Origin of the sequence: Streptomyces sp. NRRL F-525, from assembly GCF_000716605.1 — a bacterium.
Taxonomy (GTDB): domain Bacteria; phylum Actinomycetota; class Actinomycetes; order Streptomycetales; family Streptomycetaceae; genus Streptomyces.
Genome location: NZ_JNXE01000014.1, coordinates 54,859 through 69,805 on the forward strand (window position 1 = coordinate 54,859; position 14,947 = coordinate 69,805).

The following is a 14,947-nucleotide window of genomic DNA, read 5'->3' on the forward strand; positions in this document are numbered from 1 at the left end:
GACAGACGGCCGCCCCGGCAACCTCGTGCCGGGGCGGCCGCGTCGTGCCGCATATGACGCACCAACTTGTCGCCACCTTGCGCCCCTTGCTCGCCGCCGAGGCCTCGGCCGAGGCATATGCCTCCGGAACCGAGCCCGGCGACCTCGAACAGGCCGTCTGGCTCCGCCTCCTGGAGCTCCTCGACGCCTCCGGCCCCCCGGTCGACCCCCAGCGCTGGCTCCGCCGCGCGGTCCGCTCGGAGGCCCGCCGCACCCGCCGTACCGCCCGCATCGAGCAGTCGTACGGCGACGAGCCCGTCGACGACAGCGACCGCGGCCCCGAGCAGACCGCGATCACGGCCGCGAGGCATCGCGCGCTGCACGACGCGGTGCGCCGATTGCCGGGTCGTTGCCCGCGGCTGATGGAGGCGCTGCTGTCGCCCAAGGACCTCACCTACCGCGAGATCGCGGGGGAGTTGGGTATCTCACAGGGCAGTCTCGGCCCGGAACGTTCCAGATGTCTGGGATGTCTTAGGCGATTGCTGACGCCGGAGGTTGCGGCCCACGAAGCACGGGGATAGGAGTGAGGAATCAAGTGGCGATCAGGTGAGCGGGAGGCGTGCGCACATGGGCATGAGCGTGACCATCTCGGTGGCGACCGAGCAGGACTCAGAGCAGATCTTCAGGCTGCAGTACCTGTGCTTCCAGAGCGAGGCGGCGCTGTACGGCAACTACCGCATCGACCCGCTCGTCCAGAGCCTCGACTCGGTCCGGAGCGAGGTCGGCTCCGACTGCGTCTTCGTCGCCCGGCTGGGCGAGGAGGTGGTCGGATCGGTCCGCGGCACGGTGACCGAGGACGGCGCGGCCGCCATCGGCAAACTCTGCGTCCACCCGCGCCTCCAAGGGCACGGCATCGGCGCCCGCCTCCTCCGCGCGGCGGAGTCGGCCCTCGCCGGGGAGCGCGGCGCCAAGAAGTTCCGCCTGCACACCGGTCACCGCAGCGAGGGCAACCTCCGCCTGTACCGCCGCGTCGGCTACGAGACCGTAGGCACCTCCCAGGGCGACGACGGCGTACCGATGATCGTCCTGGAGAAGCCGGTCGAGGCGTACGTCGCTACGGCGTGACGGTGTCGGCGCTGTCGGCCGTGCGGTTCTTCCGCAGCCAGTACAGCGCGGACAGCGGCAGCAGCACGGGGATGAAGATGTACCCCGCGCCGTAGTACGACCAGACCGTCGCGTCCGGGAACGCCGAGCTGTCGATGACGGTCAACGTTCCGACGACGAGGACACCCGCGAGTTCGGCGGCGCAGCACACCTGTGCCGCCCTGCGGGCCGTCTCGCCGCCGCGGATCAGGGAGTACGTGATGAATCCGTACACCACGCCCGCCACGGCCGACAGGGAGTAGGCGAGCGGGGCCCGGTCGAACTCGGTGGCGATCTGGTAGACGGAGCGGGAGACCGCGCCGACGACCATCACGCCGTAGAACCAGACGAGCAGCATGCCGGGCCCGCTGATGAGCCGCTTCGGCTTCTCTTCCACGGTGTTCTCTTCCACGGTGGTCATCTCAGCTTCCCCAGATGTCGTAGAGCCGCACTTCGAGGACGGCGAGGACCACACCGCCGGCCGCGGCCGTGATCGAACCCCAGCGGGTGCGCTCGGTCAGGGACATGAAACCCGCCGCCGGGACGGACGCGAACGCGCCCAGCAGATACGCCACGAAGATCACGGTGCCCTGCTCCGCCTTCTCGCCGCGCGCCAACTGCACGATGCCGACGACCAGTTGGACCGTGGCCAGCAACGTGACGACGGCCATGCCGATGAAGTGCCAGTCCTTGGTCGGCTGATCACGGTAGGCCGCCCACCCGCACCAGGCGGCGAGCAGCAGCGCGGCGACACCGGTCGCCAGCGTCAGGGCATCAAGCATGGAGTGACCCTATTACGGGCCAAACGGCAGGTGACCGTAGGGTCGGGAACATGAAGATCCACGCTGAGGCCCTCCTGTTCGACAACGACGGCACGCTCGTCTCCTCCCTCGAATCCGTACGCCGGTGCTGGACCCGGTGGGCACAGGAGTTCGGGATCACGGCCGAGGACTTCGCGCGGACCGAACTGCACGGGCGGACCGCCGTGGCGATAGCCGCCGACCTGCTGCCCGCCGACGTCGTCCCGGCCGCGGTCGCGCGGATCGAGGCGCTGGAGGTGGAGGACGTGCCCAACGGCGGCGCGACCCTGCTGCCCGGCACCCGGGACTTCCTCGACTCGCTGCCCGCCGACCGCTGGGCCGTCGTCACCTCCGCCACCCGGCGCCTGGCCGAGGCCCGGCTCGCTTACGCCGGCATCCTCCCCAAGACCCTCGTGGTCGCCGAGGACGTCACCCGCGGCAAGCCCGACCCCGAGCCCTACCTGCTCGCAGCGCGCCAGTTGGGCGTCGACCCGGCCCGCTGTGTCGTCTTCGAGGACGCCCCGGCCGGACTCCAGGCGGGCCGCGCGGCCGGAATGATCACCGTGGCATTGGCCACAACGCACGAGGCCCACGAGCTCGACGCCGACCTTGTTGTGAGTGACCTGTCAGCCTTGTCCGCGCTGGTCAGCGACGGGGGAGTGGAGATCTCGGTGCGCGGCTGACGGGCGTCCGCCGCTGTCCGGGATGCGGACAGCGGCCCTTTGTCAGGACCGTACGTCTGCTTTACTGATTCCATGACCACGACGAGCTACCGCACCCTTGCGACCGAGGCGACCCTGACGCCCGGTGCTCGTTGTATGTGTCGAATGTGCGCCTTCTAGAGGGCCCCCGCACCACCTCCGAGCCTCGCGCCCCGAAGCGAGTCGCCGTGGCATGCGCATGTCCGTGCGTCGCATTTCGTACGTGACTGACGCCGCCCCGCGCACATTTCCCCCCTCGTACCAGGGCACACCCACGCCCGCGTACCCGACAGTCATGGAACCCCAGTGATCACCACATCGGGCCTGACCAAGGTCTACCGCTCACGCGGCCGGGAGGTCACCGCCCTCGACGGCGTCGATCTCCACGTCCGCGAAGGCGAGGTCTACGGCGTCATCGGCCAGTCCGGCGCCGGCAAGTCCTCGCTCATCCGCTGCGTCAACCTGCTGGAGAAGCCCACCGTCGGCACGGTCACCGTCGCCGGGCAGGACCTCACCGCCCTCGCCGGGCGCGGACCGCGCGCCGGAAGGGAACTCCGGCAGGCGCGCAGCCGTATCGGCATGGTCTTCCAGCACTTCAACCTGCTCTCCTCGCGGACCGTGCAGGACAACATCGAGCTGCCCCTCGAAATCCTCGGCAAGTCCGGGAAGGACCGGTCCGCCAAGGCACTCGAACTCCTCGACCTCGTCGGGCTCGCCGACAAGGCGAAGTCCTACCCGGCGCAGCTCTCCGGCGGCCAGAAGCAGCGCGTCGGCATTGCCCGCGCGCTGGCCGGCGACCCCAAGGTGCTGCTCTCCGACGAGGCCACCAGCGCGCTCGACCCGGAGACCACCCGCTCGATCCTCCAGCTGCTGCGCGACCTGAACCGGCAGCTGGGCCTGACCGTCCTGCTCATCACCCATGAGATGGACGTCGTCAAGAACGTGTGCGACTCGGCCGCGCTCATGGAGAACGGCCGCATCGTCGAGTCCGGCACGGTGAGCGAACTGCTCGCGACCCCGGGCTCCCAGCTGGCCTCCGCGCTCTTCCCGGTCAGCGGCGAGGCGCACGGCACCGACCGCACGGTCGTCGACGTCACCTTCCACGGCGAGGCCGCGACCCAGCCCGTCATCTCCCAGCTCTCGCGCACCTACAACATCGACATCTCGATCCTCGGCGCCGCCATCGACACCGTCGGCGGACTCCAGGTCGGCCGCATGCGCATCGAACTGCCCGGCCGCTACGAGGACAACGTCGTGCCGATCGGCTTCCTGCGCGAACAGGGCCTGCAGATCGACGTGTTGGGCCAGGAGCCCGTACTGCTGAAGGAAGGTGCCAAGTGACCTGGTCGGAGATGCAGCCCCTGCTGTCCCAGGCGTGTTGGGACACGCTGTACATGGTCGGCTGGTCCACGGTCATCGCCGTCGTCGGCGGACTCCCGCTCGGCATCCTGCTGGTCCTGACCGACCGTGGCGGACTGCTCCAGAACGTCGCCGCGAACAAGGTCATCGGGCAGATCGTGAACGTCGCTCGCTCGCTGCCGTTCATCATCCTCATGGTCGCGCTGATGGGCTTCACCCGGACCATCACCGGCACGACCATCGGCCGCGAGGCCGCCATCGTGCCGCTCGCGATCGGGGCAATCCCCTTCTTCGCGCGCCTTGTTGAGACGGCTGTCCGCGAAGTGGACGGCGGGCTCGTCGAGGCCGTGCAGTCGATGGGCGGCAACACCTGGACCGTCGTGCGCAAGGTCCTCGTGCCGGAGTCCCTGCCCTCGCTGATCTCCAGCACCACGACCACGATCGTCGCGCTCATCGGCTACTCCGCGATGGCCGGCACGGTCGGCGCCGGCGGCCTCGGCGACATCGCCATCCGCTACGGCTACCAGCGCTTCGAGACCCAGCTGATGTGGATCACCGTCGCGATCCTCGCGGTCGTCATCTCCCTCATCCAGTTCGCCGGCGACTACGCGGCCCGCTCGCTGCACCGGCGCGGCGGACAGTCCGGTCCCGGGCCGAGGCTCCGGCTGCTCAAGGCGTCCACCGCGACGAGCAAGACCGTCTGAGCCACCCCCTCAAGAACCTCCCCGCACCACCCAACGCGGGGTCGTACCACGCGACACCCTTCAGGAAAGGCACTTTTCGTGCGTAACACCACAAAGCTCACCACCGCCGTCCTCGCTGCCGGAGCCCTCACCTTCGGGCTCTCCGCCTGCGGCTCGGGCAGCGGTTCCTCCTCGGCCTCCTCCGACTACAGCGGACCGCTGGTCGTCGCCGCGAGCCCCACCCCGCACGCCGAGATCCTGGACTTCGTCAAGAAGAACCTGGCGAAGAAGGCCGGACTCGACCTGGAGGTCAAGGAGTTCACCGACTACGTCACGCCGAACACGGCGACGGAGGACGGCTCGGTGGGCGCCAACTACTTCCAGAACCAGCCGTACCTCGACGACTTCAACAAGAAGAACGGCACCCACATCGTGCCCGTCGTCACGGTCCACCTGGAGCCGCTCGGCCTCTACTCCCACAAGGTCAAGAGCGCCGACGCCCTCAAGAGCGGCGCGACCGTCGCCGTCCCGAACGACAGCGTCAACGAGGCCCGCGCCCTCAAGCTGCTCGCGGCGAACGGCCTGATCACCCTCAAGTCCGGTGTGGGCAACGAGGCGACCCCCGCGGACATCACCAAGAACCCGAAGAAGCTCAAGTTCAAGGAGCTGGAGGCGGCCCAGACCCCGCGCTCCCTGGACGACGTCGACGCGGCCGTCATCAACGGCAACTACGCCATCTCCTCGGGCCTGAAGCCCGCCAAGGACGCCCTCGTCCTGGAGTCCGCGACGAACAACCCGTACGGCAACTTCCTCGCCGTGAAGAAGGGCAACGAGAAGGACCCGCGCGTCAAGAAGCTCGCGAAGCTGCTGACTTCGCCCGAGGTGAAGAAGTTCATCGAGGACAAGTACGCCGGTTCCGTCATCCCGTCCTTCTGACCGTCCTTCTGAACAGAGCCGGGGGAATCACCATGCGCAAGAGCATCGCCGTCACGGCGGCCGGACTGGCCGTGACCTTCTTCGGCCTCACGGCCTGCGGTTCGGGCTCCGGCTCCGGCAAGAGCGGTGGCAAGGACGGCACTCTCGTCGTCGGCGCCACCGCCGTACCGGCCGGCGAGGTCCTGTCCTACATCAAGGACAACCTGGCCGAGAAGGCCGGACTGAAGCTGGAGATAAGGGAGTTCACGGACTACGTCCTCCCGAACACCGCGCTCCAGGAGGGCTCGCTGGACGCGAACCTCTACCAGAACCAGCCCTTCCTGGACGAGTTCAACAAGTCCAAGGGCACCGACCTCGTCTCGGTCGTCAAGGCGTATCTGCCGCCGATGGGCGTGTACTCCAAGAAGGTCCAGGACATCGGGAAGCTCGCCGACGGAGCCACCGTCGCCGTGCCGAACGAGACCACCAACGAGGGACGCGCCCTCAAACTCCTCGCCGCCAAGGGGCTGATCACCCTCAAGGCGGGGGCGGGCACGGACGCGTCCCCGGCGGACATCACGGCCAACCCCAAGCACCTGAAGTTCAAGGAGCTGGACCCGGCCCAACTGCCGCGCTCGCTCGACGACTTGGACGTGGCCGTCATCAACAACAACTACGCCCAGGACGCGGGCCTCAGCCCCGCCAAGGACGCGATCCTCCTGGAGTCGGCGAAGGACAACCCCTACGCCAACCTCCTGGCCGTCAAACGCGGCAACGAGGACGACCCCCGCGTCGAGAAGCTCGCGAAGCTTCTCGTCTCCTCCGACGTGAAGAAGTTCATAGCGGAGAAGTACAAGGGCTCTGTCCTGCCGGTCACTTCCGGCTGACGGGGGCGTATACGGCGTATCACCACGCACGGGGTCCACGCCCTCACGATGTGTGGACCCCGTGGTGCGGTTCCCCGCTTTCATGCTGCATGCTGGGCAGTTCAGGTAGGCCCTGAACATTTTCCGAAGGTTACGGAGCGGCGCATGACGAGCACCTTCCCCAACATCTCCATCAGCACGGAGCGGTTGGTGCTCCGGCCCCTCGACGAGGACGACATTCCCGCGCTGACCGAGATGATGAACGACGAACAGGTCGCGGCCTGGACCGACGTCCCCCAGCCGTTCACCGAGGCGGGCGCCCGCCGGTGGATCACCGACTACGCACCCGCCGAACGTACCTCGGGCCGCGGCCTCGACCTCGCCGTCACCGAGTTCCTCACCCAACGGCTCGTCGGCATCGTCCAGTTGACCAAGACCAACTGGCATGTCCGGTCCACCGAGCTGTCGTACATCATCGCGCCCTGGGCCCGCGGCGAGGGCTACGCCTCCGAGGCGGCGCTCGCCACCGCCCAATGGCTGTTCGGGGACCAGAAGTTCGAGCGCATCGAGCTGCGCACCGCCGCCGACAACACGGCGTCCCAGCAGGTGGCCCAGAAGATCGGCTGCATCAGCGAGGGCGTTCTGCGCAACGCGTGCATAGTGCATGTCCACGCCGACGACGGCACCTGGAGCGACGTCCGCACCGACTTCATCGTGTGGAGCCTCCTCCCGGAGGACCTGGAGGGCACGGCCGAACAGCTCGAGGACGTCGACGGTTTCACGTCACTCGCCGACTGGAACTGAATCCGGCGGGTACGACCACGGGAGCACCGCCCAGCCGCACCAGGTACCCTCACGGTGCCCGCGTACGGGCCGCTTTCCCCGACGACCCGCGAATCACCCCTGGAGACTGACGACGATGGCCGACCGCGTCACGGTGATCGGCTGGGACGGCTCTCCGCTGACCGCCGCGGCACGCTCCGCCCTCGCAGCCGCCACCCTGGTGGCCGGCGCCCCCCACCATCTCGCGCTCCCCGAGGTGTCGCAGCGCGCCGAGCGCATCCGCCTCGGCAGCGTGGCCCTCGCCGCCCGCCGGATCGCCGGGCACCGCGGGACCGCGGTCGTGTTCGCCGACGGCGACCCCGGCTTCTTCGGAGTCGTACGGACCCTGCGCGACCCGGAGTTCGGCCTGGAGGTCGAGGTCGTCCCCGCGGTCTCCTCCGTGGCCGCCGCCTTCGCTCGGGCCGGGATGCCCTGGGACGACGCACAGGTGGTGGTCGCACACAGGCGCACCCTGCGACGCGCGGTGAACGTGTGCCGGGCCCACACAAAAGTCGCCGTCCTCACCTCACCGGGCGCCGGACCCGCCGAACTCGGCCTCCTCATGGAGGGCGTCCACCGCACCTTCGTCATCTGCGAGGAACTGGGCACCGAGCGCGAGCAGGTCACCGTCCTCACCTCCGACAAGGCCGCCGACCGCACCTGGCGCGACCCCAACGTCGTCATCGTCATGGGCGGCCCGGTCGGCCCGACCGTCACGGGCACCACCGCCGAGGGCTGGATCGCCGGCCGCGACCCGTCCGCGGTCGCCCGCGGCTGGACCCTCCCCGCCGAGGCCTACGGCGGACAACTGGGCGAAGGGGAAACGGACTTGCTCCGCGCCGCCCAGCTCGCCCGCCTCGGCCCCCGCGTCGGAGACCTCGTGTGGGACATCGGCTGCGGCAGCGGCGCCTTCGCCATCGAGGCGGCCCGCGCCGGAGCCGCCGTCATCGCCGTCGACCGCGACACCCAGGCCTGCACCCGCACCGACTCCGCCGCACGCAGCTTCGGCGTGCACCTCCAGATCGTCCAGGGCGACGCCCCGCACATCCTGGAGAACCTCCCCGAACCTGACGTAGTACGGGTCGGCGGCGGGGGAGTGGCCGTCGTCTCCGCGGTCGCCGACCGGCGCCCGCAGCGCATCGTGGCGCACGCCTCCACCCGAGACGAGGCCGAACTCGTCGGCCGCGACCTCACGGAGCACGGCTACCACGTGGAGTGCGCCCTCCTCCAGTCCGTCGAACTCGACACCAGGGCCTGGACGGAGACGGAACGGAGCGTCGCGTTCCTGCTCAGCGGCCTCCTTCCGGAGCGCGTTTCGTGACCCCTCGTACCGTCCCCGTGATCCTGTTGTCGTACTGCGCGCGGTAGGCTGGCGGACTGTTGTACCGCATCGGGTGACCCGGCACTTCGTTCGTCAATGTCCGGAAAACCCGCCCGTTTTGGGGTGAGTGTGGTACGGCGGAACCGGAGGACGCGCAACGTGGCGCAGTCCACAGCGGGCCGTCGCGGGTCAACCTGTCGCGACGGCCGAACGGCCGCGACAATGCCAGTCAATGGCTTTGTCGTCTAAATGGCTTTGTCGCCTTTTGACGTCGGGTCGTTCGTGCCGCTGGACAGGCACGCTCGTTCTCCACTGCGGGGCGGTCGGTGCGCCGTTCCCGGTGAGCGGGTCGTAGAAGCACTAACCGATGGGCGAGGGGTACGCATGACCGACACCGGCCAGATCCCGGCCGAGGGGCTGCCGGAGAACGCAGGCATGGTGGAACAGCCAGGCGTTCCCGCGCACGGCGCGTACACCTACCTCTCCGAGACCACCGCCGAGGACGAAGACCTCCTGCTGCTCCCGGGCGCCCAGGGCGCTTGGGGCAACGAGGTCCCGCCTCCCGCCCCCGAGCCCGTTTTCGAGGCGGTCCACGAGCCGGCTCCCCAGGAACCGGCGGCGTACGAGCCCGGCCTGCACGAGGCTGCCGCGCAGGAGCCGGGTGTGTACGCCCCCGCTCCGCAGGAACAAGTTCCGCACGAGGCCGTCGCGTACGAGGCTCCCCTGCCCGAGCCGGCCGCGTATGAGGCCGCCGCACACGAGGCTGCCGCGCCGCAGGAGCCGGTTCTGCAGGAGGCCGCTCCGCCCGAGGCCGCCGTGCACGAGCCGGGTCCGCATGAGACGGCCGGCCGTGACAGCGGTTCCGTCGATCTGGGAGGCGTACGGCTTCCCGCACCGCCGCCGCCCGCGCCGGTTCCGCCGCGCCGTCCGCTGCACCTCGGCCCGCCTCTCCCCGACACCTCCGCGAGCCCGGTCCGTTCCCTCGCCGACCGCGGCCCCGCGGGCGCGCCGGTACGGCAGATGGGCCCGCCGGCGACCGGCCCCGAGTACTTCGACGCACCCCAACTCCGCGACCTGCCCCCGCAGGGCGCGGCTCCCTGGGGCGCCCAGGCTCCGGTGAGCGCGGGGGTGCCGACAGCGGAAACGGTTGTTCCGGTTGGCAAACCGGACGGCGAACTCGTCGCCGAGCCCGTCGGCGGCGGGATCGCCATGGCCCTGGACGCCGGGGTGGTCGTACCGGAGCCGCAGCCGGAGCCCGAGCCGGCTCCGTTCATGGGCGCGGTTGCGAGCACCGGCAAGGACGCCGACCTGGCGAAGGCCCCCGACGCCGGTGGGGCGTGGCAGGGGCACGGGCAGTCGTTCGACGGGGAGCCCGCGGCCGCGTTTGCCCACGTGAGCACGGAGGGCTCCGGGCACGCCGGTGTCGCCGAGGCGGGTCAACTGCCGGAGGGCGCGTTCGAGGCCGAGCCGGTCCCGGTTCCGGTTCCCGAGGACGCGTTCGTCGTGGCTGCCGAGCAGGAACCGGAGCAGGTTGCCGTCGCGGTTCCCGTACCGGGTGCGGATGTCGCACCGGAACCTGAGGTCGCGCCGGAGCCCCAGGTCGTGCCGGAACCTGAGGTCGTGCAGGTTCCCGAGGAGGCGGTCGCTTCCGAGGGTGCGGTGTTGCCGGAGGCCGTCGAGGTGCCGGGAGCCGAAGAGGTCTTCGACGCCGGATTCGCTGTCGCCAACGAGCAGGTCGCCCAGCCGGTGGTCGAGGCTCCCGAAGAGGTACTCGCGCAGGATGCCGCCCCCGAGGCGGTAGCCGTTCCGGAGCCGGTCCAGGCGGAGGACGTCGTGTACGCCCCCGCGCCCGAGCCGCTTCCCGAAGCCCCGCACGCCCCGCACGCCCCCGAGGTCACCCCGGTCGACGAGCCGGCGGTCATCCAGGAGGCCGAACCAACTCCGGCTGCGTTCACGGCAGTTGAGACACCGGTCACCCCCGAAGCCGAAGCCGCAGTCACCCCGGCCCCCGAGCCCGTCGTAGCCGAAGCCCACGTAACGGAGACGGCTCAGCCGGAACCCGAGCCGCAGCCGGAGTTGCAGCACCAGCCGCTGCCCCACCCGGACGACTCCCTCGGCCGGTTCGTCCCGGTGGAGGGCTCCGTGCCCACCACCCCCCATCTCGCACCGACCCCGCCGCACCCGCTCGTCCTCCCCGCGGAGGAGCGACCGGGCGTCGTGGCGGAACCCTTCGCCGCCGTTCCCGCCCCCCGTGAGGCAGACCCGGAACTCGTACAGCACGTGGACGACCTGGACACCCGGGCCGCTGACCAGGAAGAAGAGAGCACGGCCGTAGTGGAAGACGTACGAGAGTCCACCGGACCGGCCGCTCCCGCCTACGACGACGCCGAGCGCGAGGCCGTGCTCAAGGTGATGCGCGAGCGCCGGGACATCCGGAACGGCTTCCGCAGCGACCCGATCCCGCACGACGTGCTGCTGCGGGTGCTGGAGGCGGCGCACACGGCGCCGTCCGTCGGGCACTCGCAGCCGTGGGACTTCGTCGTCATCCGGTCCGCCGACACGCGCCGGAACATGCACGAACTGGCGCAGAGCCAGCGCGAGGCGTACGCGAAGTCGCTGCCGAAGGGCAGGGCGAAGCAGTTCAAGGAACTGAAGATCGAGGCGATCCTCGACACCCCGGTGAACATCGTCGTCACCGCCGACCCGACCCGCGGCGGCCGCCACACCCTGGGCCGCCACACGCAGCCGCAGATGGCGCCGTACTCCGCCGCGCTCGCCGTCGAGAACCTCTGGCTCGCCGCCCGCGCCGAGGGCCTCGGCGTCGGCTGGGTCAGCTTCTTCGACGAGCGCGAGATGGTCCGCGCGCTCGGCCTGCCGGAACACCTGGAGGTCATCGCTTACCTCTGCGTCGGCTACGTCGACGAGTTCCCGGACGAGCCCGAGCTGATGCAGGCCGGCTGGTCCAAGCGCCGCCCGCTGTCGTGGGTCGTGCACGAGGAGACCTACGGCCGTCGGGCGCTGCCCGGCGAGGACCCGCACGACCTGCTCGCGGAGACCGTCGCCGGGATCCGCCCGCTGGACGCGAAGGCGCTCGGCGAGGCGTGGGAGCGGCAGAAGCGGATGACGAAGCCGCCGGGCTCGCTCGGCATGCTGGAGATCATCTCCGCGCAGCTGTCCGGTCTGTCCCGGCAGTGCCCGCCGCCGATCCCGGAGCCCGCGGCCGTCGCGATCTTCGCGGGCGACCACGGTGTGCACGCGCAAGGGGTCACTCCTTGGCCGCAGGAGGTCACGGCCCAGATGGTCGCCAACTTCCTTGGCGGCGGGGCGGTTTGCAACGCTTTCGCGAGTCAGGTGGGCGCCGAGGTGTGCGTCGTGGACGTCGGCGTGGCATCCGAACTCCCGGCCACGCCCGGCCTGTTGCCCCGCAAGATCCGTGCCGGTACGTCCGACATGACGACCGGTCCCGCGATGACCCGCGAGGAGGCCAAGCAGGCCATCGAGGTGGGCATCGAGACCGCCCGCGACCTGGTGGCGGCCGGCAACAAGGCGCTGCTCACTGGCGAGATGGGCATCGCGAACACGACGGCGTCGGCTGCCCTGATCTCGGTGTTCACGGACACCGACCCGGCGGAGGTGACGGGCCGTGGCACCGGCATCAACGACGAGACCCTCGCCCGCAAGACCGAGGTCGTGCGCCGCGCGATCGACCTCCACCAGCCGGACCCGGCCGACCCCATCGGCGTCCTCGCGGCGGTCGGCGGCTTCGAACACGCGGCGATGGTCGGCCTGTTGCTCGGCGGCGCGTCCCTGCGTACGCCGGTGATCCTGGACGGCGTGAGCGCCGGCGCGGCGGCTCTCGTGGCTCGCGCGATCGCGCCCGAGGTCCTCGCGGCCTGCATCGCGGGCCACCGCAGCGCGGAACCGGGCCACGTGGCGGCCCTGAACAAGCTCGGCCTACGCCCCTTGGTCGACCTGGACCTCCGCCTCGGCGAGGGCACGGGAGCGCTGCTGGCCCTGCCGCTGGTGCAGAGCACGGCGCGGGCGATGCACGAGGTGGCGACGTTCGACTCCGCAGGGGTGACGGAAAAGTAGTCGCCCGCAGTAGGCGATGCGGCCCAGCCGGTGGACCGGCTGGGCCGCCCTGACGCCCTGCCCTTAAAATCTGCACGTCAGGGCCACCGCACGCCGTGAAAGCACGCGGGGGAGACCCGCCGTAAAAGAGGAGCCGCACCCTCATGGCCGAAAACCCCGCCTACCCCGTAGGCCTCCGCCTCACCGGCCGCAGGGTCGTCGTCCTCGGCGGCGGCCAGGTCGCCCAGCGCCGCCTCCCGGCGCTGATCGCGGCAGGCGCGGACATCACGCTCGTATCCCCCGAGGCGACCCCGTCCGTAGAGGCGATGGCGGACGCGAACGAGATCACCTGGGAGCGCCGCCCGTACGCGGAAGGCGACCTGGCGAACGCCTGGTACGCCCTGATCGCCACCACGGACCCGGAAGCGAACAACCGGGCCTCCGCCGAAGCCGAGACGAACCGCGTCTGGTGCGTCCGCTCCGACGACGCCGACCAGGCCACCGCATGGACCCCGGCGACGGGCCACAGCGAGGGCGTGACGGTCGCCGTCCTCACGACGGACGCGCGCGGCCGCGACCCCCGCCACACCGCCGCGATCCGCGACGCGGTCGTAGCGGGCCTGCGCGACGGCACCCTCGTCGCCCCCCACCACCGCACCCGCACCCCGGGCGTCGCCCTGGTCGGCGGCGGCCCCGGCGACCCGGACCTGATCACGGTCCGCGGCCGCCGCCTCCTCGCCGAGGCCGACGTGGTCATCGCCGACCGCCTCGGCCCCCGCGACCTCCTCGCCGAACTCCCCCCGCACGTCGAGGTGATCGACGCGGCGAAGATCCCGTACGGCCGCTACATGGCCCAAGAGGCCATCAACAACGCCCTGATCGAACACGCCAAACAGGGCAAGTCGGTGGTCCGCCTGAAGGGCGGCGACCCGTTCGTCTACGGCCGTGGCATGGAGGAGATCCAGGCGCTGGCGGAGGCGGGCATCCCGTGCACGGTCGTGCCGGGCATCTCCAGCTCGATCTCGGTACCCGGGGCCGCGGGCATCCCGGTCACCCATCGGGGCGTAGCACACGAGTTCACGGTGGTCAGCGGCCATGTGGCCCCTGACGACGAGCGCTCCTTGGTCGACTGGCCGTCCCTGGCCAAGCTGACCGGCACCCTCGTCGTCCTCATGGGCGTGGACAAGATCGGAAAGATCGCCGAAACCCTGATCGCGCACGGCAAGCCGTCCGACACCCCGGTCGCCCTGATCCAAGAGGGCACGACGGCCGCCCAGCGCCGGGTGGACGCGACCTTGGCGACGGTCGGCGAGACGGTACGCGCCGAGGATGTGAAGCCGCCCGCGGTGATCGTCATCGGCGCGGTGGTCACCGTAGGCCCGAAGGCAGTTGCGTAACCCCGGGTAACACAACCCGTTCCCAGCCGTTGGCACCACACCCAGGACAAGGCAGTATCACCCTGTGGCCGATCTCATCACCGTTGAGGATCCCGACGACCCGCGCCTGCGTGACTACACGGGCCTGACCGACGTAGAGCTGCGCCGCAAGCGTGAACCGGCCGAGGGCCTGTTCATCGCCGAGGGCGAGAAGGTCATCAGACGGGCCAAGGACGCGGGCTACGAGATGCGTTCGATGCTGCTGTCCGCGAAGTGGGTCGACGTCATGCGGGACGTGATCGACGAACTCCCGGCCCCGGTATACGCGGTGAGCCCGGAGCTGGCCGAACGCGTCACGGGCTACCACGTCCACAGAGGCGCCCTGGCCTCCATGCAACGCAAACCGCTCCCCACGGCGGACGAACTCCTCCAGACCACGCGCAGGGTGGTCGTCATGGAGTCCGTCAACGACCACACCAACATCGGCGCGATCTTCCGCTCGGCGGCGGCCCTGGGTATGGACGCGGTCCTGCTGTCCCCCGACTGCGCGGACCCTCTGTACCGCCGCAGCGTGAAGGTCTCCATGGGTGCGGTCTTCTCGGTTCCCTACGCCCGCCTCGACAGCTGGCCCAAGGGCCTGGAGTCGGTCCGGGAGGCGGGTTTCACGCTCCTGGCCCTGACCCCCGACGAGAAGGCGAAGAGCCTGGACGAGGCGGCCCCGCACCGCATGGACAGGGTCGCGCTGATGCTCGGCGCCGAGGGCGACGGCCTGTCGACGCAGGCCCTGGTGGCGGCCGACGAATGGGTCCGCATCCCGATGGCCCACGGCGTCGACTCCCTCAACGTGGGCGCCGCGGCCGCGGTCGCCTTCTACGCGGTGGCCACCGGCCGCCCCGAACTCTAGGAGCCCG

Annotated in this window: 14 protein-coding genes; 12 read left to right on the forward strand and 2 right to left on the reverse strand. The window is 70.4% G+C overall.

The window, feature by feature from the left end:
• The first annotated feature begins 53 nt into the window (after positions 1 to 53).
• Together OO69_RS20680 and OO69_RS20685 are read left to right on the forward strand one after the other, a co-directional pair.
• The gene (locus OO69_RS20680; RefSeq protein WP_033282213.1) at positions 54 to 560 is read left to right on the forward strand and encodes a sigma-70 family RNA polymerase sigma factor; all 507 of its coding nucleotides are present in this window, start codon (positions 54 to 56) and stop codon (positions 558 to 560) included.
• A 46-nt stretch (positions 561 to 606) separates the two neighbouring features.
• Positions 607 to 1,104, forward strand: a complete 498-nt coding sequence (locus tag OO69_RS20685; RefSeq protein ID WP_033282214.1) for a GNAT family N-acetyltransferase — start codon at positions 607 to 609, stop codon at positions 1,102 to 1,104.
• On the opposite strand, the gene OO69_RS20690 is transcribed toward OO69_RS20685, so the two are convergent.
• A complete protein-coding gene (locus OO69_RS20690; RefSeq protein ID WP_033282215.1) occupies positions 1,094 to 1,543 on the reverse strand; it encodes a hypothetical protein in 450 nt (149 codons plus the stop codon). The genes OO69_RS20685 and OO69_RS20690 overlap by 11 nt on opposite strands.
• Before the next feature lies 1 nt (position 1,544).
• A complete protein-coding gene (locus OO69_RS20695; RefSeq protein ID WP_033282216.1) occupies positions 1,545 to 1,904 on the reverse strand; it encodes a hypothetical protein in 360 nt (119 codons plus the stop codon).
• A gap of 50 nt (positions 1,905 to 1,954) precedes the next feature.
• On the opposite strand from OO69_RS20695, the gene OO69_RS20700 reads away from it, so the two are divergent.
• The 10 genes from OO69_RS20700 to OO69_RS20745 all read left to right on the forward strand — a co-directional run bounded on the left by OO69_RS20700 (position 1,955) and on the right by OO69_RS20745 (position 14,940).
• Positions 1,955 to 2,605, forward strand: coding sequence for an HAD family hydrolase (locus OO69_RS20700; protein WP_033282217.1), 651 nt, complete (start codon positions 1,955 to 1,957; stop codon positions 2,603 to 2,605).
• Positions 2,606 to 2,929: 324 nt separating this feature from the next.
• Positions 2,930 to 3,964 (forward strand): methionine ABC transporter ATP-binding protein, encoded by a 1,035-nt coding sequence (locus OO69_RS20705; RefSeq protein WP_033282218.1) that lies wholly within the window; start codon positions 2,930 to 2,932, stop codon positions 3,962 to 3,964.
• Positions 3,961 to 4,686 (forward strand): methionine ABC transporter permease, encoded by a 726-nt coding sequence (locus tag OO69_RS20710; RefSeq protein WP_033282219.1) that lies wholly within the window; start codon positions 3,961 to 3,963, stop codon positions 4,684 to 4,686. The genes OO69_RS20705 and OO69_RS20710 overlap by 4 nt, the downstream gene beginning before the upstream one ends.
• 78 nt (positions 4,687 to 4,764) lie before the next feature.
• A complete protein-coding gene (locus OO69_RS20715; protein WP_033282220.1) occupies positions 4,765 to 5,601 on the forward strand; it encodes a MetQ/NlpA family ABC transporter substrate-binding protein in 837 nt (278 codons plus the stop codon).
• Positions 5,602 to 5,633: 32 nt separating this feature from the next.
• Positions 5,634 to 6,467 carry a MetQ/NlpA family ABC transporter substrate-binding protein gene (locus tag OO69_RS20720; RefSeq protein ID WP_033282221.1) on the forward strand — a complete coding sequence of 278 codons (834 nt, stop codon included), beginning with the start codon at positions 5,634 to 5,636 and terminating at the stop codon, positions 6,465 to 6,467.
• 144 nt (positions 6,468 to 6,611) lie between these two features.
• Entirely contained in the window at positions 6,612 to 7,250 is a 639-nt protein-coding gene (locus tag OO69_RS20725; RefSeq protein WP_033282222.1) for a GNAT family N-acetyltransferase, read from the forward strand.
• Positions 7,251 to 7,365: 115 nt separating this feature from the next.
• Positions 7,366 to 8,589 (forward strand): precorrin-6y C5,15-methyltransferase (decarboxylating) subunit CbiE, encoded by a 1,224-nt coding sequence (gene cbiE / locus OO69_RS20730; protein ID WP_033282223.1) that lies wholly within the window; start codon positions 7,366 to 7,368, stop codon positions 8,587 to 8,589.
• A 384-nt stretch (positions 8,590 to 8,973) separates the two neighbouring features.
• Complete coding sequence (gene cobT / locus OO69_RS20735) at positions 8,974 to 12,681, forward strand: nicotinate-nucleotide--dimethylbenzimidazole phosphoribosyltransferase (protein ID WP_033282224.1); 3,708 nt, start codon at positions 8,974 to 8,976, stop codon at positions 12,679 to 12,681.
• A 143-nt stretch (positions 12,682 to 12,824) separates the two neighbouring features.
• Entirely contained in the window at positions 12,825 to 14,057 is a 1,233-nt protein-coding gene (cobA, locus tag OO69_RS20740; RefSeq protein ID WP_033282225.1) for a uroporphyrinogen-III C-methyltransferase, read from the forward strand.
• Positions 14,058 to 14,121: 64 nt separating this feature from the next.
• A complete protein-coding gene (locus OO69_RS20745) occupies positions 14,122 to 14,940 on the forward strand; it encodes a TrmH family RNA methyltransferase (protein ID WP_019059837.1) in 819 nt (272 codons plus the stop codon).
• Positions 14,941 to 14,947: the final 7 nt, after the last annotated feature.